General features: G+C 37.5%; 23 protein-coding genes. 9 read left to right on the plus strand and 14 right to left on the minus strand.

Going from position 1 to position 24,488, the window contains the following annotated elements; all coding sequences use genetic code 11:
• Positions 1 to 2 precede the first annotated feature (2 nt).
• Positions 3 to 1,463 carry a SusD/RagB family nutrient-binding outer membrane lipoprotein gene (locus LZZ90_RS07510; protein WP_237790063.1) on the plus strand — a complete coding sequence of 487 codons (1,461 nt, stop codon included), beginning with the start codon at positions 3 to 5 and terminating at the stop codon, positions 1,461 to 1,463.
• A gap of 63 nt (positions 1,464 to 1,526) precedes the next feature.
• The gene (gene rlmB / locus LZZ90_RS07515; protein WP_237790064.1) at positions 1,527 to 2,261 is read left to right on the plus strand and encodes a 23S rRNA (guanosine(2251)-2'-O)-methyltransferase RlmB; all 735 of its coding nucleotides are present in this window, start codon (positions 1,527 to 1,529) and stop codon (positions 2,259 to 2,261) included.
• A gap of 82 nt (positions 2,262 to 2,343) precedes the next feature.
• Here rlmB and LZZ90_RS07520 read toward each other — a convergent pair whose 3' ends face one another.
• Positions 2,344 to 3,147, minus strand: coding sequence for a rhomboid family intramembrane serine protease (locus LZZ90_RS07520; protein WP_237790065.1), 804 nt, complete (start codon positions 3,145 to 3,147; stop codon positions 2,344 to 2,346).
• A gap of 174 nt (positions 3,148 to 3,321) precedes the next feature.
• On the opposite strand from LZZ90_RS07520, the gene LZZ90_RS07525 reads away from it, so the two are divergent.
• Positions 3,322 to 4,599: a replication-associated recombination protein A gene (locus tag LZZ90_RS07525; RefSeq protein WP_237790066.1), complete on the plus strand. Its 1,278-nt coding sequence runs from the start codon at positions 3,322 to 3,324 to the stop codon at positions 4,597 to 4,599.
• Positions 4,600 to 4,614: 15 nt separating this feature from the next.
• Here the strand turns inward: LZZ90_RS07525 and LZZ90_RS07530 are convergent, their stop codons facing one another.
• From LZZ90_RS07530 to LZZ90_RS07550, 5 genes are read right to left on the minus strand one after another with little or no spacing between them, the layout of a single operon-like run.
• Entirely contained in the window at positions 4,615 to 5,346 is a 732-nt protein-coding gene (locus tag LZZ90_RS07530) for a hypothetical protein (protein WP_237790067.1), read from the minus strand.
• A gap of 1 nt (position 5,347) precedes the next feature.
• Positions 5,348 to 6,037: a YjjG family noncanonical pyrimidine nucleotidase gene (locus LZZ90_RS07535; RefSeq protein ID WP_237790068.1), complete on the minus strand. Its 690-nt coding sequence runs from the start codon at positions 6,035 to 6,037 to the stop codon at positions 5,348 to 5,350.
• Between the two features lies 1 nt (position 6,038).
• The gene (locus LZZ90_RS07540; protein ID WP_237790069.1) at positions 6,039 to 6,578 is read right to left on the minus strand and encodes a hypothetical protein; all 540 of its coding nucleotides are present in this window, start codon (positions 6,576 to 6,578) and stop codon (positions 6,039 to 6,041) included.
• Complete coding sequence (locus LZZ90_RS07545; protein ID WP_237790070.1) at positions 6,571 to 7,785, minus strand: FtsX-like permease family protein; 1,215 nt, start codon at positions 7,783 to 7,785, stop codon at positions 6,571 to 6,573. The genes LZZ90_RS07540 and LZZ90_RS07545 overlap by 8 nt, the downstream gene beginning before the upstream one ends.
• Positions 7,782 to 8,411: an ABC transporter ATP-binding protein gene (locus LZZ90_RS07550; protein ID WP_237790071.1), complete on the minus strand. Its 630-nt coding sequence runs from the start codon at positions 8,409 to 8,411 to the stop codon at positions 7,782 to 7,784. The genes LZZ90_RS07545 and LZZ90_RS07550 overlap by 4 nt, the downstream gene beginning before the upstream one ends.
• Positions 8,412 to 8,601: 190 nt before the next feature.
• On the opposite strand from LZZ90_RS07550, the gene LZZ90_RS07555 reads away from it, so the two are divergent.
• Positions 8,602 to 9,189 (plus strand): DUF1287 domain-containing protein, encoded by a 588-nt coding sequence (locus LZZ90_RS07555; RefSeq protein WP_237790072.1) that lies wholly within the window; start codon positions 8,602 to 8,604, stop codon positions 9,187 to 9,189.
• On the opposite strand, the gene murC is transcribed toward LZZ90_RS07555, so the two are convergent.
• Entirely contained in the window at positions 9,182 to 10,537 is a 1,356-nt protein-coding gene (gene murC, locus LZZ90_RS07560) for a UDP-N-acetylmuramate--L-alanine ligase (RefSeq protein WP_237790073.1), read from the minus strand. The two genes, LZZ90_RS07555 and murC, sit on opposite strands and share 8 nt — an antisense overlap.
• Positions 10,538 to 10,555: 18 nt before the next feature.
• Positions 10,556 to 11,239 carry a lipopolysaccharide assembly protein LapB gene (locus LZZ90_RS07565; RefSeq protein WP_237790074.1) on the minus strand — a complete coding sequence of 228 codons (684 nt, stop codon included), beginning with the start codon at positions 11,237 to 11,239 and terminating at the stop codon, positions 10,556 to 10,558.
• 98 nt (positions 11,240 to 11,337) lie between these two features.
• Here LZZ90_RS07565 and LZZ90_RS07570 point away from each other — a divergent pair, with 98 nt between their 5' ends.
• Positions 11,338 to 12,519, plus strand: coding sequence for a carboxypeptidase-like regulatory domain-containing protein (locus LZZ90_RS07570; RefSeq protein ID WP_237790075.1), 1,182 nt, complete (start codon positions 11,338 to 11,340; stop codon positions 12,517 to 12,519).
• A 67-nt stretch (positions 12,520 to 12,586) separates the two neighbouring features.
• Here LZZ90_RS07570 and LZZ90_RS07575 read toward each other — a convergent pair whose 3' ends face one another.
• The 6 genes from LZZ90_RS07575 to hpt all read right to left on the minus strand — a co-directional run bounded on the left by LZZ90_RS07575 (position 12,587) and on the right by hpt (position 19,850).
• Positions 12,587 to 14,737 carry a S46 family peptidase gene (locus tag LZZ90_RS07575; protein WP_237790076.1) on the minus strand — a complete coding sequence of 717 codons (2,151 nt, stop codon included), beginning with the start codon at positions 14,735 to 14,737 and terminating at the stop codon, positions 12,587 to 12,589.
• A gap of 159 nt (positions 14,738 to 14,896) precedes the next feature.
• Positions 14,897 to 16,180, minus strand: coding sequence for a zinc-dependent metalloprotease (locus tag LZZ90_RS07580; protein ID WP_237790077.1), 1,284 nt, complete (start codon positions 16,178 to 16,180; stop codon positions 14,897 to 14,899).
• A gap of 153 nt (positions 16,181 to 16,333) precedes the next feature.
• Positions 16,334 to 17,344: a GTPase ObgE gene (gene obgE / locus LZZ90_RS07585; RefSeq protein ID WP_237790078.1), complete on the minus strand. Its 1,011-nt coding sequence runs from the start codon at positions 17,342 to 17,344 to the stop codon at positions 16,334 to 16,336.
• 63 nt (positions 17,345 to 17,407) lie between these two features.
• Positions 17,408 to 18,640 carry a hemolysin family protein gene (locus LZZ90_RS07590; protein ID WP_237790131.1) on the minus strand — a complete coding sequence of 411 codons (1,233 nt, stop codon included), beginning with the start codon at positions 18,638 to 18,640 and terminating at the stop codon, positions 17,408 to 17,410.
• A 66-nt stretch (positions 18,641 to 18,706) separates the two neighbouring features.
• A complete protein-coding gene (locus tag LZZ90_RS07595) occupies positions 18,707 to 19,279 on the minus strand; it encodes an adenylate kinase (protein WP_237790079.1) in 573 nt (190 codons plus the stop codon).
• 40 nt (positions 19,280 to 19,319) lie between these two features.
• Positions 19,320 to 19,850, minus strand: coding sequence for a hypoxanthine phosphoribosyltransferase (gene hpt / locus LZZ90_RS07600; protein ID WP_237790080.1), 531 nt, complete (start codon positions 19,848 to 19,850; stop codon positions 19,320 to 19,322).
• Between the two features lie 119 nt (positions 19,851 to 19,969).
• Between hpt and LZZ90_RS07605 the strand changes: the two genes are divergently transcribed.
• The 4 genes from LZZ90_RS07605 (at position 19,970) to LZZ90_RS07620 (ending at position 24,431) form a co-directional block, all read left to right on the plus strand.
• Positions 19,970 to 20,503 carry a hypothetical protein gene (locus tag LZZ90_RS07605; protein ID WP_237790081.1) on the plus strand — a complete coding sequence of 178 codons (534 nt, stop codon included), beginning with the start codon at positions 19,970 to 19,972 and terminating at the stop codon, positions 20,501 to 20,503.
• A 64-nt stretch (positions 20,504 to 20,567) separates the two neighbouring features.
• A complete protein-coding gene (locus LZZ90_RS07610) occupies positions 20,568 to 21,728 on the plus strand; it encodes a 5-(carboxyamino)imidazole ribonucleotide synthase (protein WP_237790082.1) in 1,161 nt (386 codons plus the stop codon).
• A 15-nt stretch (positions 21,729 to 21,743) separates the two neighbouring features.
• The gene (gene purE / locus LZZ90_RS07615; RefSeq protein WP_237790083.1) at positions 21,744 to 22,229 is read left to right on the plus strand and encodes a 5-(carboxyamino)imidazole ribonucleotide mutase; all 486 of its coding nucleotides are present in this window, start codon (positions 21,744 to 21,746) and stop codon (positions 22,227 to 22,229) included.
• A gap of 174 nt (positions 22,230 to 22,403) precedes the next feature.
• A complete protein-coding gene (locus LZZ90_RS07620; protein ID WP_237790084.1) occupies positions 22,404 to 24,431 on the plus strand; it encodes a M3 family metallopeptidase in 2,028 nt (675 codons plus the stop codon).
• Positions 24,432 to 24,488: the final 57 nt, after the last annotated feature.

The following is a 24,488-nucleotide window of genomic DNA, read 5'->3' on the forward strand; positions in this document are numbered from 1 at the left end:
AAATGAAAAAAATAATCTTTTCAATAGCAACTTTAGCTGCACTAACAGTAAGTTGCGTAAACGAATCTGACGATTACAACTTGGATAGAGATTTGCCATATTCAGTACCTGCAGGTTCTTTATTGACAAATGCTCAAAAAGAATTGGCTGATCAAATGACAACGCCAAGTGTAAACTTAAATGTGTTCCGTTATTTTTCTCAATATTGGGCTGCAACTCAATATACAACAGAGACGAGATATAGAATTAAAACAAGAAATATTCCTGATAACCATTGGAATAATCTTTATAGAGATGTTCTAGGAAATCTAGAAACTGCCAAACTTGCAGTTAACAATGAAGTAAAACCTTCAGATGTTTCTACTGCAGATTGGAATATTCAACAAAAAAACAAGTTAGCTATTATTGAAATTCAAGAGCTTTACACTTATCAGATTCTTGTTGATACATTTGGAGATATCCCTTATACAGATGCTCTAAACCCTTCTATCGTTCTACCTAAGTATGATAATGATGCAACAATCTATCCAAAACTAATCACTCGTTTAAACGCTGCACTTGCAAATCTAGACGATAGTGGTATTTCTTTTGAACAAGGTGATTATATTTATAACGGTGATGTTCATGCATGGAAGTTATTTGCAAACTCTCTGAAAGTAAAATTAGGAATTAATTTAGCAGACGTTGACCCTGCATTAGCAAAAACTACTGTAGAAACTGCCTACGCAGATGGTGTAATTATGACAGATGCAGACAATGCAAAGTTCAACTACGTTGTTGCCGCTCCGAATTACAATCCAATTTATGCTAACCTAGTGGCTAGTGGTAGAAATGATTTTGTTCCTGCAAGCACAATTGTTAACGCTATGAACACTTTAAATGATCCACGAAGAGCTAAGTATTTCACTTTGTTTAACGGGATCTACAAAGGGGCAAATTATGGTTACGCAAATGCTTACATAAACTTCTCACACATCAGCGATAACATTAAACAACCTGATGCTGCAGGAATTCTATTTGAATCTACAGAAATGAAGTTTTACTTAGCTGAAGCTGCAGAAAGAGGTTATAATGTAGGAAACACTGGTGAGTACTATTACAATGAAGCCATCAGAAATTCATTCACCTCATGGGGTCTTTCAACTGCTGATGCTGATGCCTATCTATTAAACCCGAGTGTAGCTTATACTACTGCTGCGGGAACTTATAAAGAAAAAATCGGTTATCAGGCTTGGATTGCATACTTCAATAGAGGTTTTGAATCTTGGACTACTTGGAGAAGATTAGATGCTCCTGTTATCACTGCTCCTGCAAGTGCACTTCCTGAAGCTGAAGGTGTAGTGCCAAAACGCTATACTTATCCAGTAAATGAGCAGACTGTTAACGGCGCAAATTGGCAAGCCGCATCAGCCGCTATGGGTGGTGACAAGTTGAAAAATAAAGTATTCTGGGACGTTAACTAATCTCTTTTAAGTCTTTAAAAATAAAACCACCGCTTAGTCGGTGGTTTTTTTTATCTTTGCCTCATGGAAAAAGAACACCAAATATTCGGTATTCGAGCAATCATCGAAGCCATCAATGCAGGAAAAGAAATCGACAAAGTTTTTATACAAAAAGACGCTCAAGGCGACTTGATGCAGGAGCTGATGAAAACCATGAAACGCAACAACATCAATTTCTCTTATGTCCCTGTTGAAAAATTAAACCGATTAACCCATAATAACCACCAAGGAGCAATAGCAAGTATCGCCCCTATCTCTTTCGTTTCTTTGGAAACTTTGGTGGAAGGTGTTATTGAAAGTGGCAAAAAACCATTATTCCTGATCCTAGACCAATTGTCTGATGCCAGAAACTTTGGTGCCATCATAAGAACCGCAGAATGTACCGGAGTAGACGGTATTATTATCCAAAAACAAGGCTCGGCTCCAGTAAATGGGGACACAGTTAAAACTTCAGCCGGAGCGGTTTTCAATGTTCCGATCTGCAAAGTTGATCACATTAAGGATGCTATTTTCTATCTTCAGGGTTCGGGTATCAAAACAGTGGCTGCCACAGAAAAAACAGATGACACTATTTACACCATAGACTTTAACCAACCCGTTGCCATCATCATGGGAAGTGAAGATCGCGGGGTAAATCCATCGGTATTGAAAATTGTGGATGAAAAAGCAAAACTACCTATGTTCGGAACTATATCTTCCTTAAATGTTTCCGTGGCATGTGGCGCATTTTTATACGAAAGCGTTAGACAAAGAAGTTAATATTTCTAAAATATACTTAAAGCCTAAAGCGAAAGTTTCAGGCTTTTTTGCTAACCCTATTCCCGCTTTCGCTCTAAGTCCTTCACTGCGTTTCGGAGCTTTCCGCTCTATCGGGGCTAATCAGGCCATCGTTTTCATCTTTGGTTTCTTTTACAAAATACACAACCGGTAAATTGGAGATAAAATAGGTATACTGTTCCTGCAGTGGTTCCGGCTTTGGAGTTGGCACAAAATTACCATCTTGATCAAAATGTTTCATAAACGGGTCAGTACTCGGGTCAAAATCCGGTTTTTCCCATTCATATTTAATTGGTTTTTGATAATCCTGTGTCTTAATAAAAAAAGAAAGCAAAAACCCGGTAAGAAAACCTGCTAAATGTCCCTCCCATGAAATATTCTGCTCTGCACTAGGAAAAAGATACCAAACCATTCCGCCGTAAAGAACCACGATAGTAAGAGAAAGCGCCACTAAGCGATAGTATCCGGATTGCATCCCTTTAAAAAACATGAAGCTAACCAATACATAAATTAATCCACTGGCTCCAATGTGCATACTCTCCCGCCCTATCAACCAAGTTCCAAAACCGGAAAGCAAGATTCCAAAAAAAAGAACTTGTAGACTCTGCTCTCGATAAAAATAACGAAGTGCCATTACCAACAAAAAAAGCGGGATGGAATTGTTGTAAATATGTTGCAAATCACCATGTAAAAAAGGGCTGAACACAATCCCTTTCAAACCAGAAAAAGTACGCGGATAAATCCCATAATCATACAGACTCATCTTAAAACGAATCTCAAACCAATACACCAGCCAAATAGCCAACAGAAAAACAAGAGGCAAGCCTATAACCGATGAGGAGAACTTAAATTCGTTTTCTTTTACCACTACATTGAACAATTAAAGGATTAAACATTTATAATATCCCTTCAAAAATGTTTCCAAATTAAATTTAATGAAGTTTTGTCATAGATTCTACTTAGTGAGCAGCGATAAGTTGATTTATCCCTGAAAAAAACTAAATTTGACATTCCGCAATTTCCGAATATTCAAAAGCATAAAATGGAAGCACCTTTAGCCGAACGCATTCGCCCGCAACACCTCTCCCAGTACATCAGTCAATTGCATTTGGTGGGCCCGAACGGTTCATTAACCCATCAAATCTCAAGAGGAATCATCCCTTCACTTATTTTATGGGGACCTCCAGGGACAGGAAAAACTACTTTGGCACAGATAATGGCACAGGAAAGCAAGCGCCCGTTCTACACCTTAAGCGCCATTAACTCCGGAGTAAAGGATATTCGAGAAGTAATTGACAAAGCCAAACAAAGCAGTGGTTTATTCACCGCCAAAAACCCTATTTTATTCATCGACGAGATCCATCGTTTTAGTAAATCGCAACAGGATTCCCTACTGGCTGCTGTAGAAAAAGGCTGGGTTACCTTAATTGGAGCAACCACCGAAAACCCAAGCTTTGAAGTAATACCCGCATTATTGTCAAGATGTCAGGTTTACATACTAAATGCTTTTACAAAAGAAGATTTAGAAGCATTATTAAAGCGAGCCATCGAAACCGATACCATCCTAAAAACCAAAAACATCCAACTTAAAGAAACCGAAGCCTTATTAAGACTTTCTGGTGGAGACGGTCGAAAACTGCTCAATATTTTCGAACTAATCATTAATGCATCTGATGCTGAACAAATTGAGATCACCAATGAAAAAGTCATGCAACTGGTTCAGAAAAACACCGTATTGTACGACAAAACCGGCGAACAGCATTACGATATTGTTTCTGCTTTTATAAAATCTATACGCGGAAGTGATCCAAATGGAGCCATTTATTGGCTGGCTAGAATGATTGAAGGTGGTGAAGATGTAAAATTCATCGCAAGAAGAATGCTTATTTTAGCTTCAGAAGACATCGGTAATGCCAATCCAACTGCTCTGATTATGGCTAACAACACTTTTCAGGCGGTAACTACTATTGGATACCCGGAAAGCCGCATTATTTTAAGTCAATGCGCTGTTTATTTAGCCACTTCAGCAAAAAGCAACGCAAGCTATATGGCCATTGGAAAAGCACAACAAATCGTAAAACAGACCGGAGATTTACCCGTGCCTTTACATTTGCGCAATGCTCCGACCAAACTCATGAAGGAATTAGGCTACGGCGATGAATACAAGTATTCGCATGATTTCGACAACAATTTTGCAGCACAGGAATTTCTACCAGACGAGTTGAGCAACACTACCTTTTACGAACCGGGAAACAATGCCCGAGAGCGTGAGTTGCGTCAGTTCTTAAAAAACCGATGGGAAGACAAATATGGGTATTAATAAAAAATTAGTGGTTTAAAACTTAATTTCCAGCTTTTCAGAAACCAATAATTCGTTTTGATAATACTCAAACCACCATTGATTATTTTTGGTAAAGACCACCCCTTGTTTAGAGTCTTTTTGAGCAATAAATAAATTAGTTTGAGAGGTTTTGTAGAGCTTCATAACAACTTTTGGTGTTTTATCCACCAATTGAAAACCATAAGCTGTTGCTTGCGGATACCATAGATTGTCATTTTGATTTTTTGTTATCACTGAAGATGATTCAACGTGAAGCTTTTCTGGCGCAGTAATTAATTCTGTTTTAATACTTTCCCCATGCTTCGCGTTCGATTTTAATTGTTCAACTGACTTTCCTACTTCCCTGAATGCCTGAATATAAGCTACTTTATATTCTTTCTCATTACTTTTACCCTCAACCGAAGTGAAAACAACTTGATTCTGACAGTCTTTCAATTCCAACACAATTTTGGTGATAAACATACTGCTTTTTCCCTTCATATCAGCATACAAAGCATTGCATCGGTTCTCTGCTAAATCTTCCGGCAAGATATCATTCTCATAAAAAACCTGATAACCTTGTTTCTCAAAAACCATTTTGGTTAATGCACTAAGGTTGTATTTATTCGGCTCGTCTAAAAAACTATATTTAACCGGAACTATAATGTATTTGTAATCATTTGCTTTTTGAGCAATCAATATTCCGCAAAAGAAAAAGGCAATCAGTAAAAAAAGCAATCGTTTCATCCTATAAAATAGTTTTTAGATCTGTTAAATTAAATATCTGTCTTACATCAGCTGTAATGTTAACTCTGGCTTCATTAAAAAAAACGGCGTCCAAACCAATATTCAAGGCACCTTCAATGTCGGCATCAAAACTGTCTCCAACCATCACACTTGATTCTTTATTTGTATTGGCTAAATCCAGCGCAAATTCAAAAATCTTTGGGTTTGGTTTCTTTACACCTGCCATTTCAGAATTTGTTACCGTAGAAAAATAATGCTCAATATTAGAGTTTTTTAGTTTTCCGTATTGCACCTCCTGAAATCCATTGGTAATGATATGAAGGTGATATTTAGGCTTAAGATATTCCAAAATTTCTATCGCTCCTTCAAAAAGATGATTGAACGTAGGCAGATAACGAATATATTCCTCTGAAATCAAATCAATAGTCTCCAAATCAATAGCGTGCGGAATTTGATCAAAGGTTTCCTTTAGCCTTTTATAACGCAGTTCAATATGGTTGATTTTTTCTTCCCGAAACAACACCCAGTACTTGAGGTTAATCGGAACGTAATGTTTCAGAAATTCGTCTAAATCAACATCTATAGCATGCTTTTTGAAAATTGCATCAAAAGTTAAAGCAGAATTTCGTTCAAAATCCCAAAGCGTGTGGTCCAGATCGAAAAAGATATCGGTTTTATTTAAGAATCGCATACTATTTGGCTCCTTTTACAATCACAGCATCCTCAATATGGTAAATCCAGTCGTCTACATCGGTTTCATTTGATCGGAAGGTTCCAACCAGAGTCACGTATTGATCGGTTCTCAGCTTTGGAGTTTCACCTCTGAATTTAATTCCGGCAATGGTTTCCGGCCCTGATTTCCCGCAAAAGAAACACGAAGCAAAAACATTTTTACTGATTGCGAAATTCTTATTGTCAATAGGAACAATGAAACCACTAATGGCAACGCGCTTTTTGTTGGTCAGTTTTAATTTCGGATTTACCTGAGGAAACATCACTTCACCATAAGTTTTATCTTTTTTCTTGACAAACTTGATATCACCCAAGAGCTTCCAGGTTAACGTATCCGGGTTTTTCTGCAAAAAATTCAATTCGGTCGAAAAACTAATAAAGCCCGCTTTTTGAAGAGTACGCGATTTAAAACCAACCGCTTGTTCCTTTGGATGATAAAACGCTTCCAAAGTCAAAAGTACTGTAATTAAAGCCACTAATAATACAAACTGCTTACGCATGAGATAAAGTTTTTGATATATTAAGTCGATAGGCTTTTACTGCCGGTATAAGTGCGGCTAAAAATCCTACGGACAAGGTTACTAAAAATAAGATCCCTTCCTTCTGCCAAACGAATTCCAAAGGATTGAACGCAATTTTGAAATCCTGATCGGAAGATTTGGAAATGAACCACAAGGCTATCCTACCAAGAATTGTTCCAAAAATGAATCCCATAACACACAAAATAAGACTTTCAACAACTACAACCCGCAGCAATTGAATTCTAGAAGCGCCCTGAATACGCAGTAATGCAAACTCATATTTACGCTCTTTAAGTGTATTGAACAGAGCAATAAAAATACTGATTCCCGAAATGAGCATAATCCCGTAAGCGAGGTATTGCAAGGCATCTAAACCGATTCCGAAAAGGGTGAACAATCGGTTGATTTCGATTGCCGGGGAAGCAGCCTGCATTTTTGTGTTTTGGGCAATCATTCGGGGCCACAACACAATTCCCATTTTGTTTCGGAATTTAATCAGTACCGCTGTTATTTCCTTTCCATCTTCTGAGATCATTTCCTCGGTATGATGTTCTTCGCCTTGCTCATGTTCGTGAACATCATGCATTGCCCAAACACTTTGAATGTTTGACAAAATCAAATTGTCTACCACTTTTCCGGTTTTCGATGCAATTCCCACCACTTTATACGATGATTCTTCGTGCTTTTCTCCTTCCTTAGCATCGCCATGAGCGCCAAAAAAAGTATCGCCAACCTTTAAATTGAGCTTATGGGCAATTTCGCTACCTAAAACTACTTCAAAAGTATTAGAGAACATAGTGCCTTTTTCAACAGTTCCGCCAAATTTGGATAAATATGCAGGTGTAGTTCCCAAAATTTTAAATCCTAGGTAATTATCCCCGTAAGCCAGTGGGATTGCAGATTTCACAAACGGATTCTGCATCCAGGTTTTTGCTTCCGAATAATCAATGTTTCCCGTTGGTGCGTCCATCTGATATACAGCAGACAACACCAATTGCAAAGGACTTCCTTGCGCTCCCAAAACCAAATCAATATCATCGGCATTACTGGAAAACTGCTCCTCAAATTGCTTCTGCAATAAAATTAAAACAGTAATAATGGCAACACTCGACATCAACAAAAGAATGCTCAAGGCAGTATTTAAAGGTTTAAACCAAGTATTTCTCCAAGCTAATTTCCCAATCATGACAATACAATTTGATTTAAAAAACGTTCCTTTAATCGGGAATCGTGGGTAACGATGACCATTGCCGTTTTGTATTCTTTAGCCAGTTTATCAAGTAAATTTGCTACTTTGAACGCGTTTTCGTCGTCCAAGCTTGAAGTAGGTTCATCAGCTAAAACTACTTTCGGCTCATTAATTAATGCTCTTGCTATAGAAACCCTTTGTTGTTGCCCCACACTTAATTGGGAAGGTAATTTGTGTAATTGTTCTTTTAAATCGAGATGCTCAAGTAGATTTTTTGCCTTTTCACGCGCTTGCTTTCCACTGGCCAGCCAAGAAGCCAACAGTACGTTTTCCAGAACTGTAAACGAGGTTATAAAATGATTTTCCTGCAAAACCAAACCGATATTCTTCCCGCGAAAATGATCCAACTTTCGCTCGGAAAACTGTTCGATGTTCGTATTATTAATAATCACTTCGCCTGATTCCGCATGTAGTAACCCGCCCAGAATATGCAACAAAGTAGTTTTTCCTTTTCCAGAACCTCCTGTAATCAGACAAGTTTCCCCTTCCTGACAAACAAGATCGGGAAATTGAAAAGTAACTGTTTTTCCGTAAGAGAACGTGATGTTTTTTGTGCTTATCATTTTTGAATCTTCAATTCTAATAGAACCGGGTGCAATTTAGGAATTTGAAAAGGATTATCCTCTTAAAGAAAAATTAATCTGTTGTAATTCGTCAAACTGTAAAACCAGAACAAAAACCGTTTTGTTAACACTCCAATCTCAAGACCACAATTTTAATTTTTTTCCTACGTTATAATCAAAAACGAAAATAATGAAACTGATCTATTCTTTATTGATTTTCTGGACTTTTCTTCTTCCTATCAACTTACAGGACAAGTTTTTCATCAAACTCTCTGATGCCGCACTTTCCCTCACAAAAGAAAGTGTAACCTACGATCCCAGCTATGTTTCTGTAAAATATCCTAATGGTGATGTTCCCAAAAACAAAGGCGTCTGTACCGATGTGGTAATTCGAGCTTACCGAAAACTAGGCATCGATTTACAAAAGGAAGTTCATCTGGACATGAAAAGTAATTTTTCGCACTATCCGAACTTAAAAAAATGGGGATTAAAAAAGCCGGACACCAATATCGATCACCGGAGAGTGCCTAATCTTGAAGTTTTCTTTACACGAAAAGGTCAAAAACTGAACATTTCTGAAAATCCGGACGATTACAAAACCGGAGAACTCGTTACTTGGATGATTAACGAAAAACTGCCTCACATAGGAATTGTCACAAATAAAAAATCACCGGACGGAAAACGCCCGATGATTGTTCATAATGTGGGTGCCGGACAAGTTTTGGAGGATTGTTTATTCTCTTATAAAATTGTCGGGCATTACAAGTTTTCTAATTGATCAGCGCTTTAACTTCATCAAAATTAAGTCCTCCATAATTCCCGGAACTCATTAGTAGTAAAGCAGAATTTTCCAAATCTTTATTGAACAAGAAGTTTTTAAACTCTTCCGGATTGGTATAAATAATCAAATCGTTGCGTTTGAAAGCTTGGGCAATTTGCTCATAAGTAACCTCTTCCAATTGTTTAATCTTAACCGCATCAGGTGAGTAAAAAACCACTGCCACATCTGCATTATCCAGTGCTCCTTCATATTCTTTCAAAAATGCTGCATTTAGACTGCTGTAAGTATGAAGTTCCAAACACGCCACCAAAGTTCTATTTGGATATTGCTCTTTTACCGCTTTGGTTGTAGCAGCCACTTTACTTGGTGAATGGGCAAAATCTTTATAAGCAACTTTGGTTTTTCCCTCAGCTATCTTTTCCAAACGTTTGGAAGCTCCTTTAAAACTGGCAATAGCTTCATAAAATTCTGCTTCATCTACGCCCATGTTTTGACAAATCCATTTCGCTCCAGCCAAGTTGTTTAGGTTATGCGCTCCGAAAACTTCAATTGGCATTGGTCCTTCCGGAGTTTCCAACAAAGTAACGCCATTTTCGACAGTATACTGCGGAGTATGATAAGCTATTTTTCGAATTGGATTGGTTGCGGCTTCCGCTACGCGTTTTACTTCGGGATCGTTTTCGTTGTACACCAAAATTCCTCCGTTGGTTATCTTCTGAATGAAAACCTCGAACTGTTCCACATAATTTTCATAAGTAGGAAACACGTTGATATGATCCCAGGCAATTCCTGAAATCAAGGCGATATTTGGCTGGTACAAATGAAACTTTGGCCTTCTATCCATTGGTGAGGACAAGTATTCATCTCCTTCCAAAACAATAAAATCGTTTTCTTCGGTTAAGTGAACCATCGTATCAAAACCTTCTAATTGCGCACCCACCATGTAATCCACATTGATTCCGTGGTAATGCATCACATGAAGAATCATAGAAGTAATGGTCGTTTTACCATGAGAACCACCAATAACCACGCGGGTTTTATTTTTGGATTGCTCGTATAAAAATTCAGGATAGGAAAAAATTTTCAAGCCTAATTCCTGTGCTTTAAGTAATTCCGGATTATCGGCTTTGGCATGCATCCCCAAGATAATTGCTTCGATGTCGGAAGTGATTTTTTCTGGAAACCACCCCATTTCCGCAGGCAACAAACCTTTCTTTTCCAAACGGGATTTAGACGGTTCAAAAATAGCGTCATCGCTACCGGTTACTTGATATCCTTTACTGTGTAAGGCTAAGGCCAAATTGTGCATGGCAGCTCCGCCAATTGCTATAAAATGTGTACGCATTTATAAAATCATGTAATGTTATGCTTCAAAATCAGACTTTAACTGTCTTGCTTTTTCGACCGCTTTTAATTTGTTCAAATATAAATCATAAAGCTTTTCGAAAGTAGTTTTGGAGCGACCAATTTCGTGGGCTTTTTTCAAATTATCTTCCGCGCTTTTGTAGCGTTTAAAATACACATCGATATAACCTTTTGCCAAATAACCATCAACTTTAGAAAGCTGAAGCAGTTGGCCGGCATACTTTTGTGCCTTGGTTTCGCTTCCGCCCACAATTCCAGGAAGTTCGATATAATACATCACCAATGCCCAGCGCGTATTAATATGTTTTGAATCCAAAACCGCTGCCGTTTCAAAAGCTTTTTCAATATCATCGAGCATTCCAAAAGCCTTAATCTTGCTTACGTCTTTAGCCTTCATCCCTAAAGCCCCACCAAATTTATAATGATAATCAGCATTTTTAGGATAAGTTGTCTTTAACTTTCTGAAGTAATCAATGGACACATCCCATTGTTTTTGATAACCTGCCACTTCCCCCAAATATTCCATGCTTTTAGGATCATTTGGTTTTTGCTTTAGATATTTCTCAAACAAGATTTTAGCCGAAGCATACTTCTTTTGTTCAAAAAGCAATTGTGCCTTCTCAAAATCGGATTGTGACCAAAGCAGTAGCGGAAAAAGTAAAAGAAAAAAAAGTTGCTTCATGGTTCAAAAATAGGCATTTACAACAAAATAAAATAAACTCTTTTTCGTATTTAAAATCAAAATTTAAATGTAGTATATTGCTGATAAATTAAAACAGAATGAAACAAATTCTATCAATTGTCTTATTCATCTCATTGTCGAAATCTTTTTCCCAAACAAAAATTTCAGGGATTGTTCGTGACGGGACCACAAAAGAACCTTTAGCGGGAGCTTCCATTTTTGCACCCAACACGACCAATGGCGGCGCAACCAACCAAGAAGGGCTATTCTCCTTTACCTTATCAGAGCATCAAAATGAAGTTTTAATCACTTATGTAGGTTATGATAATGTTTTGGTACCCGCATCTTCACTAGCCAATCCAAATCAAACAAGTGTTATTTACCTGAATCCGGTTGTTAACCAATTAAAGGAAGTGGTGATCTCTAAAATGAGTGCCAAAGAACGTGAAAAACACCTGGAAACTTTTAAAAATGAATTCATCGGAAGAGGAAAAATCGCGGAACAAACCAAAATAGTAAACCCTGAAGTTTTAAATTTCCAGCTCAATACAGAAAAGACAATCCTAACCACTACTGCTGATGTGCCTATAGTTTTGATTAATGAAAAGACCGGTTATGAGATTTCATACAACTTGGTCTTCTTTGAATCTAAAACACTAAAAGAAAACAACTTTCAAAAGGAAACCGTTTACTTTGGCTATCCTTTCTTTAAAGAAATCATTGCGGAGCGAAAACTAAATGCTGATAAAATTTCCAAAACACGTCAAGAATTGTATAAAGGATCCATTCTTCATTTCATGCGCTCACTATTTAACAATTCATGTAAAAAGGAAGGCTTTACCATGAGAAAATTCAAATATGAGCCAAATCCTAACTATCCAACCGAAGAAACCATTTCAAAAATGTGGAAGGATTACAAGGAAAACAAACGTTCTTATCCGGAAATTCCAAGTAAATACATTATAACTCATAACCCAACTTACTGCAATGAAGAACAACTTATTGATGAGAAAGAAAACAGGAAGCTTCTTTATTTCGAAGATTACCTTTCTGTAGTTTACAAAAATGCAAAAGAAGAAACGAAATACATCTTTTTAAACCATTTACATGCTGGTAATTTCCAAAGATCCCAACTCAAAATCACAAGCAGTGATCCTATTGAAATTTTCAAAAACGGAAGTGTTTCACAACCGCAACGCTTAGCAACTTATGGTTATATGGGCTGGAAAAAAGTAGGAGAGCTTCTTCCTTTTGATTATAACCCCGAAGTTACCCCATAAAAAAAACCAGATATTCTACAATATCTGGTTTTCAATTTTCTCATCCCAAAGGATGATTATTTTCAAATTACTTCACCAAAGTCATTTCGTCTACGATGTGTTTCGCACCTGAGAAGTTCTCAATTACCCACAATACATAACGAATATCACAGTTGATGGTTCTTTGTAGGTTTTTATCAAAGATTACGTCTCCAGCCATAGCCTCGATGTTTCCGTCGAAAGCAATACCGATTAACTCTCCTTTTCCGTTTAATACCGGCGAACCTGAGTTACCACCAGTAATATCGTTGTCCGTTAAGAAGTTTACGTGTAATGAACCGTCTTTATCAGCATAACGACCGAACTCTTTGTTTTTGTTCATTTCTAAAACTTTAGCCGGTAAATCAAATTCAGCATCGCCTTTTTTGTATTTTTTCACCTGACCTGCTAAAGTAGTGTAGTTGTTAATAGTGGCATCGTTACGTTTGTCTGCTGGTAAAGAACGAACTTTTCCGTAAGTTAAACGCAAGGTTGAGTTTGCATCCGGATATTTAATAGTTCCGATTTTTGACTCTCTTAAACCTTCTACTAATTTACGGAAAGCGGCACCGTAATCGTTTTGAGCCTTAGCAATTTCGTCAGATTTAGAGTTGAAATGATTCAACAACTCATTAGATAATTTTACTAACGGATCGTTTGTAATTAAAGCTTCGTTTGGAACTTCCAAGAACGCATTGATTCTTTCTTTAGACGATAAGATACTCAAATCAAAAGCAGCATTAACGTATTTAGAAAAATCGTTATTGTTTGCTTTACCTAATTCTGCAACAAACGGAGCAATAGTATACCCAGTTGATTTTGTAGCATATAATTTCAATTCAGCAGCTAAAATGTCTTTCTCAGCAGGAATGTAAACTTCTTTAAAGAACTCGTCTGCCATTTCTGAAATTGCAGGTGCCATTTGTGCACGTTTAACTCCATCAGCTTTTGCATAGTTCTCTAACTGTTTTCCTAAACTTCTAGCGATAGTACCGTAAGCACTTGTTCTGAAAAGTGTAGTCAAATAATTATCGTGACGTGATTTCTCGTTAGTAAGTTTGTAGAAATTATTGATTGTTGCCACAACATTACCGTATTTCGCTTTATTTTCAGCTTTGTTAGCCCATTTGTTGAATTTCGCTTCCTGAGCTGCTTTGGTTTTAGCCGTTCCGAATTTTGTTAACGCGTCGATCATTCCCTGACGGTTTTTCCAATAATTCGCAACACCTGCAAATTTTGAAGCATACACCAGGTTTAAAGCATCACTCTGAACCATGTATTTTTTCATGTTGTCCATCCCTACTTTAGATCCTTCAACCCAAGCAGGATATGCATATTTCACGTTTTGATCGATTCCTGAAGCAGGCATCCAACGGTTGGTTCTTCCAGGATATCCTAAGATCATTGCATAATCGTTTTCTTTAACTCCACCAATATTTACCGGTAAGTAATGTTTTGGTTTTAAAGGAACGTTGTTTTTAGAATAATCTGCCGGATTTCCGTTAGCATCTCCATACACACGGAACATAGAGAAATCCGCAGTGTGACGAGGCCACTCCCAGTTATCAGTGTCTCCACCGAATTTACCTAAGCTTTCTGGTGGTGTACCTACTAAACGAACGTCTTTATAATCCTGATAAACAAAGTAGTAGTACTCATTCCCTTGAAAGAATGAACGAACAGACACTGTGTATTTTCCACCTTCGTTGTTTTCTTTTTCAATTTTAGCGATTTCAGCATTGATTGCTTTTTCACGCTCAGCTTCGGTCATTTTATCGTTTACCTGAGATAAGATACGCTTAGAAACGTCGTCCATACGCACGAAGAAACGAACAAACAAGCTAGAAGGCTTTAATTCTTCCATTTTAGAATTTGCCCAAAAACCGTTTTTAAGGTGATTCTTTTCGGCTGTAGATAATTCTGCGATTGCATCGTATCCACAGTGGTGGTTAGTTAAAACCAATCCATCTTTTGAAATCATTTCTGCAGTACATCCACCGTTAAACTGAACAATAGCGTCTTTTAAACTGTGATGGTTAATGCTGTAAATCTCCTCAGCAGTTAACTGCAATCCCATCTTTTGCATATCTCTGTGGTTCAATCGCTCGATGAACATTAAAAACCACATTCCTTCATCAGCCTTTACACTTGCAGGAACAAGCGTAATTGCAGCGATAAGAGATAAAAGTAATTTTTTCATAGTTAAATATATTTTTAGTGGTGCGAATATACCTTTTTTTAGTAATTGACTGAAAAATTATAGTTTATAAATATTTTTTGTTAAGAAAATTTTAACTTTTTTAAAACAAAAAAGCCTTTCAAAAAGAAAGGCTTTTTTAATTATAATATATCTTGTAAATTACTGAACAATAACTTTTTTAGTAGTTACCGAATTATCCGATTTAACAGTAACAAAGTAAACCCCTGTAGCTGTAGTATTCAAATCAATTGTTTGCACCATGTTGTTGTTTGCAGCATAGTCATTTTCTAAAACCACTCTTCCGGACTGGTCTACCACCTGAACTGAAAAATCGCTCAACACTTCTTCAAACTGAATTGAAAAACTTCCTTTGTTTGGATTTGGATATACAGAAAATCTTGATTTAGCAACTTCTGGAGTACTTAACGTATTGCTATTGTATTGAGTCTTGATAACATTCAAATACGACAACATTACCAAACGCTGACCTTCTGTAAACATGTACATACACGCATCGTTTACATAATCCATATAGTTCATTGTAAGGGCAAATTCACCCGGCACACAACCCGCTACAGATCCGTCAGCCGGACAATCATAAGTTGCATAACCCGTTTTTGGAGTATCCGCAATTCCATCATCATCAGAACCACAACCATTATCGTTTGCAAAAGTATGATCCAAATTGAAGAAATGTCCTAACTCGTGAGTAACCGTTCTTCCAAGGTTATAAGGAGCACCCGGTACATATCCAGTACAACCCGCACCAGAAGCAAAAGCATTGTTATCCATTACTACAGCATGTCCTCCATTTGGAGAACCTCCCAGTGGTGAAAAGCCTAAAATTCCTCCTGTAATATTTTTTACCACAAAATTCATATATCCTGCCCAAGTAGTATCATCATTACATCCATTGGTACAATTTACGTTACCAGCATTTAAAAAATCAGTTCCAAAAGTAACCGCAACTTCGCCATTTACCAATCCAGTTCCAGCCGGGTGGTTTTGGGTAGCTAAAACGAATTCAACATCCAAATCTCCAACTTGAGTTCCCGGATATAAATCGCTAACTCCTGCCCAGTTTGAAATATCTGCATTGGTTGCATTGTAATCTGCATTAAGTATGTTAATCTGGTTTTGAGCAAAGTTTCTTAAACAAGTTTTAACTGCAGCAGTTGCCGTAGTAGCACTTGGGTAATGTACAGCAACAGGAATTCTCAATGTTGCATTGGTAGTTCTTTTAATTCCAGCAGCTTTATTGGCTTTATATTCCGCCATAACACGTTGGTATTCTGCTTTAAAAAGTTCTTGTTGCTTTAAATACTGCTCTCTTGCCTGAGGATCAGACATAATTTGTTGCATATACTCTTTCATACCACAGCTTCTGTGCTGAGAAATAGCTACTTGAGAGATTAAAGCTACGATAAGTAATTTAATTTTCATATTCAATATTGTTAGTTAAGTAGGGCAAATTAACAACATTTTTTTTATTTTCTCACAACAATCTGCAAGACTTTCGCTAAAAAAATAACTTTTCCACACATCTAACCAACTCATTAACAACAAAAAAGGCATTCTAAAACGAATGCCTTTCTTCTAATCTATAGTTTGATTCAACATCTGCCAAAGCTTGTCTTTCAGTTCAGTAAGTCCTTGTTGGGCAACCGAAGAGATAAACATATACGGTATCCCTTTAAAGTCTTTATCGAGCTGTTTTTTCATTTCCGATTTTAACTCCTCATCTAACATATCCGATTTGGAGACTACAATCAATCGATCTTTATCAAGCATTTCCGGATTGTAACGGCGTAACTCGTCCAATAAAATATCGTATTCCTTTTTAATATCCGGAGCATCTGCAGGAACTAAAAACAATAAGGTCGAATTACGTTCAATATGACGCAAAAAGTAATGCCCTAAGCCTTTTCCTTCCGCTGCTCCTTCAATAATCCCCGGAATATCAGCAATCACAAACGATTGAAAATCGCGGTAGGCAACAATTCCTAAATTTGGCTTTAAAGTAGTAAAAGGATAATCAGCAATTTTTGGTTTTGCAGAGGTTAACACAGACAATAAGGTTGATTTACCCGCATTTGGAAAACCAACCAATCCAACATCGGCCAAAACTTTCAATTCCAGAATTACATCGCGCTCTTCGGGCGGCATACCTGGTTGTGAATAACGAGGCGTTTGATTGGTAGAACTTCTGAAATGCCAGTTCCCTAAGCCTCCTTTTCCTCCTTTAACTAAGATTTGTTTCTCACCATGTTCGGTGATTTCGAAAAGGATCTCATCGGTTTCTTTATCACGAACCACTGTTCCCAAAGGAACTTCGATGTATTTGTCTTCTCCATCGGCACCGGTACTTCTGGCACTTCCTCCATCACCACCGTGACCTGCTTTAATATGACGGGCAAATTTCAGGTGAAACAAAGTCCACAATCCTTTATTCCCCACTAAATATACGTGACCACCACGACCACCATCACCTCCATCTGGGCCACCTTTTTCAATAAATTTTTCTCTGTGTAAATGCGTAGAACCTTTACCTCCTTTACCGGAAGCAACATATATTTTAACGTAATCTACAAAATTCCCTTCTGTCATTCTCTCAGTTTTCAGTCTTAGTTTTCAATCATTTACAAGAAAGAAACAAACTAAGCTTAATTATTATTCATTATCTTTTAAAACACGGACCATTACTTTATCAATCTTAACCCCGTCCATGTCGATTACTTCCAATTCCATTTTATTCCAGATAAGTTTTTCTCCAACTTTAGGAATATAGGACAACTCGGTCATGATTAAACCACTAACCGTAGTAACATCGTAATCGCTTATCTGATCGTCTAAATCAAAATAGGTTAAGAAATCATGTAACGAATAATGTCCATCAACTAACCAGGTTCCGTCTTCGCGAGCAATTAACTGGAATTCTTCATCATAAAACTCAGCAGCATCTCCCACCAAAGCTTCAAGAATGTCATTTAATGTGATAATCCCCTGAACCATTCCGTACTCATCGGTTACCAACGCATAGTGCACTTTTGTGGTTTTAAAAATCTCAAGTGCTTTATAAGCCGAAGTATGTTCAATGAAATAAACCGGTTCTTTGCAAATAGCTTTCAGGTCTAAGTCTCCTTTCTTCTCAAAACTCAAAAACAGGTCTTTTAACAATACCACCCCAACCACATTGTCCAGATTCTCTTCACAAACCGGATATACAGAGTGTAATTCTTCCAGAACCTTTTGTTTGGTTTCGGTTAAATCATCTTCCAAAGAAAGATACATTACCGATTTACGGTGCGTCATTAAGGAATTTACTTTTCTATCCCCAATATGAAACACACGTTCTACAATATCTTGTTCGATCTCCTGAACTTCGCCTACTTCGGTTCCTTCTTTAATGATAGCCTTAATTTCTTCTTCGGTTACTTTTCCGTCTGCCGTTGGCTTGATTTTCAACACATTCAGCACAAAATCCGTTGAAGTTGTCAACAACCAAATAAAGGGAGCCGTTGCCACAGAAATCATTTTCATTGGAACCGCAACCGCTTTGGCAATCGTTTCCGGATAATTAAGCCCGATACGTTTTGGAAGCAATTCACCTAAAACCAATGAAAAATACGTCAAAACAACCACCACAATCCCAACAGCCAAGCTTTGAGAATACGGTTTTAGCATTTCGAACTGCTCTAAAAAGAGCTGAACATTGTCGGTTACTTTCTCTCCACTGTAAATACCCGTCAAAATCCCGATTAAGGTGATTCCAATTTGTACCGTAGACAAGAATTTGTTTGGCGAATTGGCCAAATCTAAAGCTGTTTTTGCACTCGTGTTACCTTTTTTAGCGGCGGTTTCCAACCTGTTCTTTCTTGCTGATATGAGTGCGATTTCCGACATGGAGAAAACTCCATTAAGTAAAATCAGCAAGAAGATTATGACTATTTCCAAATTTTAGAATTTTAGTTACAATTTGTCTATCACGTTACTCAAACGCTCTGTAATTTCTGCGATAGAACCAATACCGTTAACGGCATGGAATTTATTTTGTGCTTTATAATAGTCCATTAAAGGAGCTGTTTTTTCATTGTATTCCTGATAACGGTTACGGATTTTCTTTTCGTCCTGATCATCAATTCTACCGGAAGTTTTTCCTCTTTCAAGGATGCGTTCAACTAAAACATCATCATCCGCTTCAAGAGCAATCGTTGCCGTTACTTCCCAGTTTTTAGTTTTCAAAAAAGCATCCAAAGCATCTGCCTGAGCCAAAGTTCTTGGAAATCCATCAAACAAAAACCCTTTCGAATCCATGTTTTTATCCACTTCATCCTGAAGCATTTTAATGGTCACACTATCCGGAACCAAATCTCCGTTGTCGATGTATGTTTTTGCCTCTTTCCCTAAAGCCGTGTCATTTTTCATATTGTAGCGAAAAATATCCCCTGTGGAAAGATGGGTCAAATTGTATTTTTCTTTTAAAAATTCTGCCTGAGTTCCTTTACCAGCGCCCGGTTTCCCGAACAAAACAATGTTAATCATTTTAAAAAGTTATGTTATAGTATGTTGTTTATGTTTCAAATTACTTTAATTGATAAACTTCCGGCAGGTTTCTTCCCAATCCGTCATAATCAAGACCAAAACCAACAATGAAACGGTTTTCAATTTCGATACCAATATAATCAATTTTGATGTCTTTTTTGTAGGCTTCCGGCTTTAAAAACAAAGTGGCAAATTTCAGAGTTTTTACGTTTTTCGCCTCAAAAAGCTTATGAAGTTCTTCTACTGTATTTCCTGTATCAACAATGTCCTCAATAATCACAACGGTTCTTCCGGTCAAATCCTGATTTAAACCGATGAGTTGTTTTACCTGATGAGTCGTTTCCATCCCATCGTAAGAAGCCATTTTGATAAAACTAACCTCGCAAGGCTTTTTATAGTGCTTCATAAAATCGGAAACCACCATAAAGGCTCCATTTAAAACACCAATAAACACAGGAGTTTCATCCCCCATATCTTCTGCAACCTGTTTCGCCATTTTTGCAATTGCCCAGTCCAGTTCTGCCGCCGATATGAAAGGCACAAAGTGTTTGTCGTGAAGTTGAATTTCCATCGTTTACTTATAGAATAATTGGCAAAGATAATTATTTTTAGATATGAGTTATGAATTATAGGTTATGAATTGTTAATCCGTCATTTTCATCTATTTTAGTACCTTCAAGAAAATCAAAAATGAATTCCACATTCAGCGACCAATTAAGCACGATTAATGCCAGTACCGAAAACCGTAACCGGATGCGGGATTTTGTATTAAGCCATCCTGAAATTTTAAAAGAACTGATCGCTTTCGGAACCGATTTATCCAACAAAAACCACCACAAAGGCGTTTGGATTATTGAAATGCTGGCCGAGCATCAAACCGAATTACTGATTCCTTTCATTGATGTAATTTGTCATACGATTTCAAGTTACAAAAACGATTCAGCGATTCGAGGTATTTCCCGCGTGGCTTATTTTCTCGGCACTTCAAAAAACATAAAACTAACCGAATCACAGCACGAAAAACTGGTTGAAATCTGTCTGGATTGGTTAATTCGGGATGAACGTGTTGCCTGCAAAGTATACGCGATGAAAACACTTCACTATTTTGGCAAAAAAGAACTTTGGATCATGAATGAATTAAGAGATATCGTGAGCCGTGATTATACCTGTCAATCTGCTGGATATAAAGCCGCTGCAAGGGAGATTCTCGGAAAAACGAAATAAACTTTCAGATTTTCAAATCCTCAAATAGTTACCTATCTTTGCACTCAAACAACAACACACAAAAATGAATTACTTTTCTTCCGATTTCAAATTAGGAATTCTGGGTGGAGGACAATTAGGCAAAATGCTCCTTGCCGAAACCCGTAAATTTGACATTCAAACCTATGTTTTAGACCCAAGCAGCGAAGCTCCAAGTCAATTTGGCGCTACAAAATTCTTTCGTGGTAATTTAATGGATTTTGAAACCGTGTACCAGTTTGGAAAAATGGTCGATTTACTAACCATTGAAATCGAAAACGTAAATCTGGATGCTTTAGATGTTTTGGAAGAAGAGGGACTAAAAGTTTACCCCTCTCCAAAAACCTTGCGCTTAATTCAAAATAAAGGGCGTCAGAAGGATTTTTATGTAGAAAATAAAATCCCTACTTCAGCTCACCAGCGCTTTGTCGATATAAATGACTTAAAAAAATCATTAGAAAAAGACGAATTAGACTTTCCTTTTGTATGGAAATGCGCCCAGTTCGGATACGACGGAAACGGGGTGAAAATTGTTCGTTCTACTATGGATTTAATCGATTTACCCGAAGTAGAATGCATCGCCGAGCAAATGGTTCCGTTTAAAAACGAATTGGCCGTTATTGTTTCGCGAAGTGTTTCGGGTGAAGTTAAAACCTATCCGGTGGTAGAAATGGAATTTCATCCGGAAGCCAATCAGGTAGAATATGTAATTTGCCCTGCTCGTATCGATGAAAAAGTAGCAGATAAAGCGCAAAAAGTAGCTTTAAAAGTTTCGGAAGCGTTTAACCATATTGGTCTTTTAGCTGTAGAAATGTTCCAAACCGAAAACGATGACATTTTGGTAAACGAAGTTGCTCCTCGCCCACACAACTCAGGACATTACAGCATTGAAGCAAGTTATACTTCTCAATTTGAACAACATATCCGTTCCATTTTAAACTTACCACTTGGAAGCACCGAAAGTAAAGTTGCCGGAATTATGGTAAATTTGGTAGGCGCTGAAGGTTTTTCCGGTCCGGTTATCTACGAAAACATTGAAAAAATCATGGCTATTGATGGGGTAACACCACACATCTACGGAAAACGCGAGACCCGACCATTTAGAAAAATGGGACATGTAACCATCGTTAATCAAAACATGAACGAAGCCCGAAGAATTGCCGAAGAAGTAAAAAACAGTATAAGAGTAATCAGTAATCCGATTTAAAAAAACCTTACAATAATGAGTAAAGTAGCCATCGTAATGGGAAGCATCTCCGATATGCCGGTAATGCAGGAAGCCATAGACATCTTAAAAAGCTTTGATATTGAAACCGAAGTGGATATCGTATCCGCACATCGCACCCCGGAAAAATTAGTTGATTTCAGCAAAAACGCTCACCACAGAGGCATCAGTGTAATTATTGCCGGTGCCGGTGGCGCTGCACATCTTCCGGGAATGGTAGCTTCGATGAGCCCACTTCCGGTAATTGGCGTTCCGGTAAAATCAAGTAATTCCATTGATGGCTGGGACAGTGTTTTATCCATTTTACAAATGCCTGGTGGAGTACCCGTGGCAACCGTGGCTTTAAACGGAGCTAAAAATGCAGGAATCTTGGCAGCACAAATTATCGCAAGCCACGACACTTTGGTTTTGGATAAAATTATTACGTACAAAGAAGGATTGAAACAAGCTGTGCTTACCGCGGCAGAAAACCTTAAGAAATAAAAAGTGAAAAAGCGCTTTGTGGCTAGCGCTTTTTCGGGGTCCACAAAACTAATGGGTTATATTAGTTGCTGTGTTTCTTAAATATTGTTTGGGCCAAAAAGGCGTGTAAAAAATTCAAAATCATGAATTTACTCGTCAAAAATATACTTTTTAACGACAAACTGCAAATAAAAAATGAACATTTTAACACATAAATTCAGCACCAAACACGATACCGCCCCTTTTTCCCTTATAAAAATTGAGGATTATGTTCCGTCAATAAAAGAAGGAATTGCTCTAACAAAAGGAGAAATTGACGCAATTGTTACCAATCCTGAAGCTCCGACTTTCAGCAATACCATAGAAGCGTTAGAATTTTCAGGACAAACTCTAGACCGAATTACCAGCATTTTTTTCAACTTAAACTCCGCAGAAACCAGCGACCAAATGCAGAAAATCGCTCAGGAAGTTTCTCCGTTACTGACTGAATTAAGCAACGACATTACCTTAAATTCAGATTTATTCCAACGCATTAAAACTGTTTACCAACAAAAAGACACGCTAAACTTAACTACAGAACAGGCGACTCTTTTGGATAAAAAATACAAAAGTTTTTCAAGAAATGGTGCTTTATTGGACGAAGACAAAAAAAGCCGTTTGCGTGAAATAGATACCGAATTGGCTAAACTAAAACTAACTTTCGGAGAAAATGTTTTAGCAGAAACCAACGCCTATCAGTTACACATCACTAAAGAAGAAGATTTAAAAGGATTGCCGGAAGGTGCTGTTGAAGCCGCTCATGCTACCGCAAAAAGCCACAATAAAGAAGGCTGGGTTTTCACTTTAGACATCCCTAGCTATCAACCTTTTGTAACCTATGCAGAAAATCGGGAATTGCGCAAAGAATTAGTTATCGCCTACGGAAAAAAAGCATTCCAAGACAATGAATTTGATAACCAGCAAAATGTACTTAAAATTGCTAATCTGCGTCATGAAAGAGCTATTTTGTTAGGTTATAAAACCCATGCTGATTTTGTATTAGAGGAACGTATGGCGCAAAATCCAGAAAAAGTAAAATCGTTTTTGAACGACTTATTAGTAAAAGCCAAACCGGCTGCCGAAAGAGAATTTAAACAACTTACCCAATTTGCCAAGCAGCTTGATACGATTGAACAGCTTGAAAAATGGGACGGCGCCTATTATTCGGAAAAATTGCGTCAGGAGTTATTCAATTTAGATGATGAGATGCTCAAGCCTTACTTCAAATTAGAAAATGTACAAAACGGTGCTTTCGAAGTAGCCAAAAAACTCTTCGGATTAACCTTTACAGAAGTATTTGATATCGACAAATACCACCAAGATGTACACACTTTTGAAGTAAGTGATGAAAAAGGAGGATTGGTAGCCATTTTCTATTCGGATTTCTTCCCGAGAAAAGGAAAACGCAACGGCGCTTGGATGACTTCGTTCAAGCCACAATATACCAAAGACGGTAAAAATGAACGCCCTCATGTCTCCATCGTTTGTAATTTCACCAAACCGACTCAAACCAAGCCTTCTCTATTAACTTTCAACGAAGTAACCACTTTATTTCACGAATTCGGCCACGCTTTGCACGGGATGCTTGCCAATACCACCTATCCGAGTTTATCAGGAACTTCCGTATATTGGGATTTTGTAGAATTACCAAGTCAAGTGATGGAGAACTGGTGCTACGAGCCGGAAGCTTTGGCTTTGTTTGCCCATCATTACCAAACCGGAGAAATCATTCCTCAGCAATATGTTGATAAAATTAAGGAAAGCGCAAGTTTTTTAGAAGGAATGGCTACTCTTCGACAATTAAGTTTTGGTCTTTTAGATATGGATTTCCACAGTAATAATCCTTCTGAAATTAAAGACGTAAAGGTCTTTGAAAAAAAATCGATGGAAAACACAGCATTGTACCCTGATATTGCCGAAAACTGTATGAGTGTTTCGTTTTCACATATATTTCAAGGAGGGTATTCATCCGGATATTACAGTTATAAATGGGCAGAAGTTTTGGATGCAGACGCTTTTGAGTTCTTTAAAGAGAATGGAATTTTCAACCGTGAAATTGCCGAAAAATTCAAAAACAATGTTCTTTCTCAAGGGGGAACTGATCAACCAATGACCTTGTATAAAAAATTTCGAGGACAGGAACCTCAACCTGAAGCACTCTTAAGAAGAGCAGGCTTAATTTAAAATACTCCATAAAAAACAAAAACCGAAACTAAAATAGTTTCGGTTTTTTTATGCATA

It is taken from the genome of Flavobacterium sp. SM15, assembly GCF_022012335.1.
In the GTDB taxonomy this organism is placed as follows: Bacteria; Bacteroidota; Bacteroidia; order Flavobacteriales; family Flavobacteriaceae; genus Flavobacterium.

Excerpts from the sequence above, each read along its gene's own strand:
- LZZ90_RS07550 (WP_237790071.1), bottom strand. The coding sequence starts at position 8,411 with ATGATAAGCACAAAAAACATCACGTTCTCTTACGGAAAAACAGTTACT.
- LZZ90_RS07575 (WP_237790076.1), bottom strand. The coding sequence starts at position 14,737 with ATGAAAAAATTACTTTTATCTCTTATCGCTGCAATTACGCTTGTTCCT.
- purE (WP_237790083.1), top strand. The coding sequence starts at position 21,744 with ATGAGTAAAGTAGCCATCGTAATGGGAAGCATCTCCGATATGCCGGTA.
- LZZ90_RS07555 (WP_237790072.1), top strand. The coding sequence starts at position 8,602 with ATGAAACTGATCTATTCTTTATTGATTTTCTGGACTTTTCTTCTTCCT.
- LZZ90_RS07590 (WP_237790131.1), bottom strand. The coding sequence starts at position 18,640 with ATGTCGGAAATCGCACTCATATCAGCAAGAAAGAACAGGTTGGAAACC.
- LZZ90_RS07540 (WP_237790069.1), bottom strand. The coding sequence starts at position 6,578 with ATGCGTAAGCAGTTTGTATTATTAGTGGCTTTAATTACAGTACTTTTG.
- obgE (WP_237790078.1), bottom strand. The coding sequence starts at position 17,344 with ATGACAGAAGGGAATTTTGTAGATTACGTTAAAATATATGTTGCTTCC.
- LZZ90_RS07620 (WP_237790084.1), top strand. The coding sequence starts at position 22,404 with ATGAACATTTTAACACATAAATTCAGCACCAAACACGATACCGCCCCT.
- LZZ90_RS07510 (WP_237790063.1), top strand. The coding sequence starts at position 3 with ATGAAAAAAATAATCTTTTCAATAGCAACTTTAGCTGCACTAACAGTA.
- rlmB (WP_237790064.1), top strand. The coding sequence starts at position 1,527 with ATGGAAAAAGAACACCAAATATTCGGTATTCGAGCAATCATCGAAGCC.
- LZZ90_RS07595 (WP_237790079.1), bottom strand. The coding sequence starts at position 19,279 with ATGATTAACATTGTTTTGTTCGGGAAACCGGGCGCTGGTAAAGGAACT.
- LZZ90_RS07530 (WP_237790067.1), bottom strand. The coding sequence starts at position 5,346 with ATGAAACGATTGCTTTTTTTACTGATTGCCTTTTTCTTTTGCGGAATA.
- LZZ90_RS07580 (WP_237790077.1), bottom strand. The coding sequence starts at position 16,180 with ATGAAAATTAAATTACTTATCGTAGCTTTAATCTCTCAAGTAGCTATT.
- LZZ90_RS07565 (WP_237790074.1), bottom strand. The coding sequence starts at position 11,239 with ATGAAGCAACTTTTTTTTCTTTTACTTTTTCCGCTACTGCTTTGGTCA.
- LZZ90_RS07545 (WP_237790070.1), bottom strand. The coding sequence starts at position 7,785 with ATGATTGGGAAATTAGCTTGGAGAAATACTTGGTTTAAACCTTTAAAT.
- LZZ90_RS07525 (WP_237790066.1), top strand. The coding sequence starts at position 3,322 with ATGGAAGCACCTTTAGCCGAACGCATTCGCCCGCAACACCTCTCCCAG.
- LZZ90_RS07535 (WP_237790068.1), bottom strand. The coding sequence starts at position 6,037 with ATGCGATTCTTAAATAAAACCGATATCTTTTTCGATCTGGACCACACG.
- murC (WP_237790073.1), bottom strand. The coding sequence starts at position 10,537 with ATGCGTACACATTTTATAGCAATTGGCGGAGCTGCCATGCACAATTTG.
- hpt (WP_237790080.1), bottom strand. The coding sequence starts at position 19,850 with ATGGAAATTCAACTTCACGACAAACACTTTGTGCCTTTCATATCGGCG.
- LZZ90_RS07605 (WP_237790081.1), top strand. The coding sequence starts at position 19,970 with ATGAATTCCACATTCAGCGACCAATTAAGCACGATTAATGCCAGTACC.
- LZZ90_RS07610 (WP_237790082.1), top strand. The coding sequence starts at position 20,568 with ATGAATTACTTTTCTTCCGATTTCAAATTAGGAATTCTGGGTGGAGGA.
- LZZ90_RS07570 (WP_237790075.1), top strand. The coding sequence starts at position 11,338 with ATGAAACAAATTCTATCAATTGTCTTATTCATCTCATTGTCGAAATCT.